The organism is Vibrio sp. Vb1574, assembly GCF_033338675.1.
Genome location: NZ_JAWOTC010000118.1, coordinates 1 through 1,794 on the forward strand (window position 1 = coordinate 1; position 1,794 = coordinate 1,794).

Annotated in this window: 2 protein-coding genes; one reads left to right on the forward strand and one right to left on the reverse strand. The window is 46.9% G+C overall.

The genetic code is table 11. The features are described 5' to 3' along the window. Nucleotides 1-1,062, forward strand: a 1,062-nt coding sequence (rodA, locus tag R7O12_RS24010; protein WP_318126547.1) for a rod shape-determining protein RodA, incomplete at its 5' end; no start/stop codon positions are given. A gap of 76 nt (nt 1,063-1,138) precedes the next feature. Here rodA and R7O12_RS24015 read toward each other — a convergent pair. Beyond that, nucleotides 1,139-1,794 (reverse strand): YebC/PmpR family DNA-binding transcriptional regulator (locus R7O12_RS24015; RefSeq protein ID WP_318126548.1); only part of this gene is annotated, 656 nt, incomplete at its 5' end.

The window sequence follows — 1,794 nt, forward strand, 5'->3', positions numbered from 1 at the left end:
AGAATCGATTTGCCACTTTTGATGGCGATAATTCCGATCATGTTATTGAGCTCGCTGACGCTATGGAGCGCCAGTGGCTTTGATGAATCCATGCTCTTTAAACACTTAGCCCGCTGCGCACTGACACTGGTGTGTATTCTGGTGATGTCATCCATTCCAGCAGCCAGTTATCAACGCTCGGCACCGTACTTGTATTTTGTCGCCGTGTCGTTACTGCTGGCCGTCGCGCTGTTTGGTGACAGCACTAACGGTTCACAACGATGGCTAGATATCGGCTTTTTTCGTTTTCAACCTTCGGAATTAATTAAGCTGTCGATTCCGATCATGATCGCTTGGATGCTGCACTTGGAAGGCGGCAGACCTGACTTTCGTAAAATCGCGCTTTGTTTGATGATTACCTTGGTTCCCGCAGGGTTGATCGCTTTGCAACCCGATCTGGATGGTGCGATCTTTACCGTGATCTACGCACTATTCGTGTTGTTTTTCGCGGGTATGAGCTGGAAAATCATTGGCGGATTTGTGGTGAGCGTTCTAACGCTCGCCCCGATTCTGTGGTTTTTCGTGATGGAAGCCTACCAAAAAAGCCGTGTGACTCAGTTCTTACACCCAGAATCTGACCCACTTGGCTCTGGTTACCAAATCATTCAGTCGCTGATTGCGATCGGTTCGGGCGGTATGAAAGGCAAAGGTTGGATGAATGCCACACAAGGAACACTGGGCTTTATTCCAGAAAGTCATACCGACTTTATCTTTTCAACCTATGCGGAGGAATGGGGGTTCATTGGCTGTGTGAGATTGCTGTCGCTATACCTATTTATTACCGCACGGGTGATGTTGCTAGCAGGCCAATCTGAGCACTTTTTTAGTCGCTTAGTCAGTGGCACCTTGGCGATGAGCTTCTTCCTCTACGCCTTTATTAATACTGGAATGGTGAGTGGATTGTTGCCAGTAATGGGAAGCCCGCTTCCATTCTTTAGTTACGGCGGAACTGCCATGCTGACACAGGGCATCTGCTTTGGCGTAATCATGTCTCTGTGTTACTCCAAATACCGTAATACTTAGCGCTACTCGCAACCATCAGCACGATCAAAAAAGGCTTCCCTCGGGAAGCCTTTTTTACAACAACGAAAGCTAAAAATTATAGCTCAGCGTTGTGGTATACCTGCTGAACGTCGTCACAGTCATCTAGAAGGTCTAGGAACTTCTGGAATTTCTCTGCGTCTTCACCCGTTACTGGCGTTTGAGTTTGAGGAACGAAAGTGATTTCTTCCACATCAATTGTCAGATCAGGGAAAGCTGCGTTTAGCGCTGTTTTCGTTTTGAAGAACTCAGTGTGAGGAGCAAATACTGTGATCACACCATCTTCTAGTTCAACGTCAGTTACGTCTACGTCTTCCATCATTAGCGTTTCAAGAATCACTTCATCGTCTTCGCCTTTGAATTGGAATACCGCTTGGTGATCGAACATGTGAGACACAGAACCTTCCACACCAATTTTCGCGCCAACTTTTACAAAGCATTGGCGAACATCTTGGAAAGTACGGTTGCCGTTGTCTGTTAGACAGTCGACGATCACGCTTGTGCCACCAGGACCAAAGCCTTCGTAACGTGCAGGTACGTAGTCTTCACCACCGCCGCCGTTTGCTTTGTCTAGTGCTTTTTCAATAACGTGCGCAGGAACCTGGTCTTTTTTCGCTTTTGCGATTAGGTGTTTCAGAGACAAGTTCATGTCTGGATCACCACCACCGTTTTTCGCGCACATGTAAATTTCTTTACCGTATTTGGAATAAACTT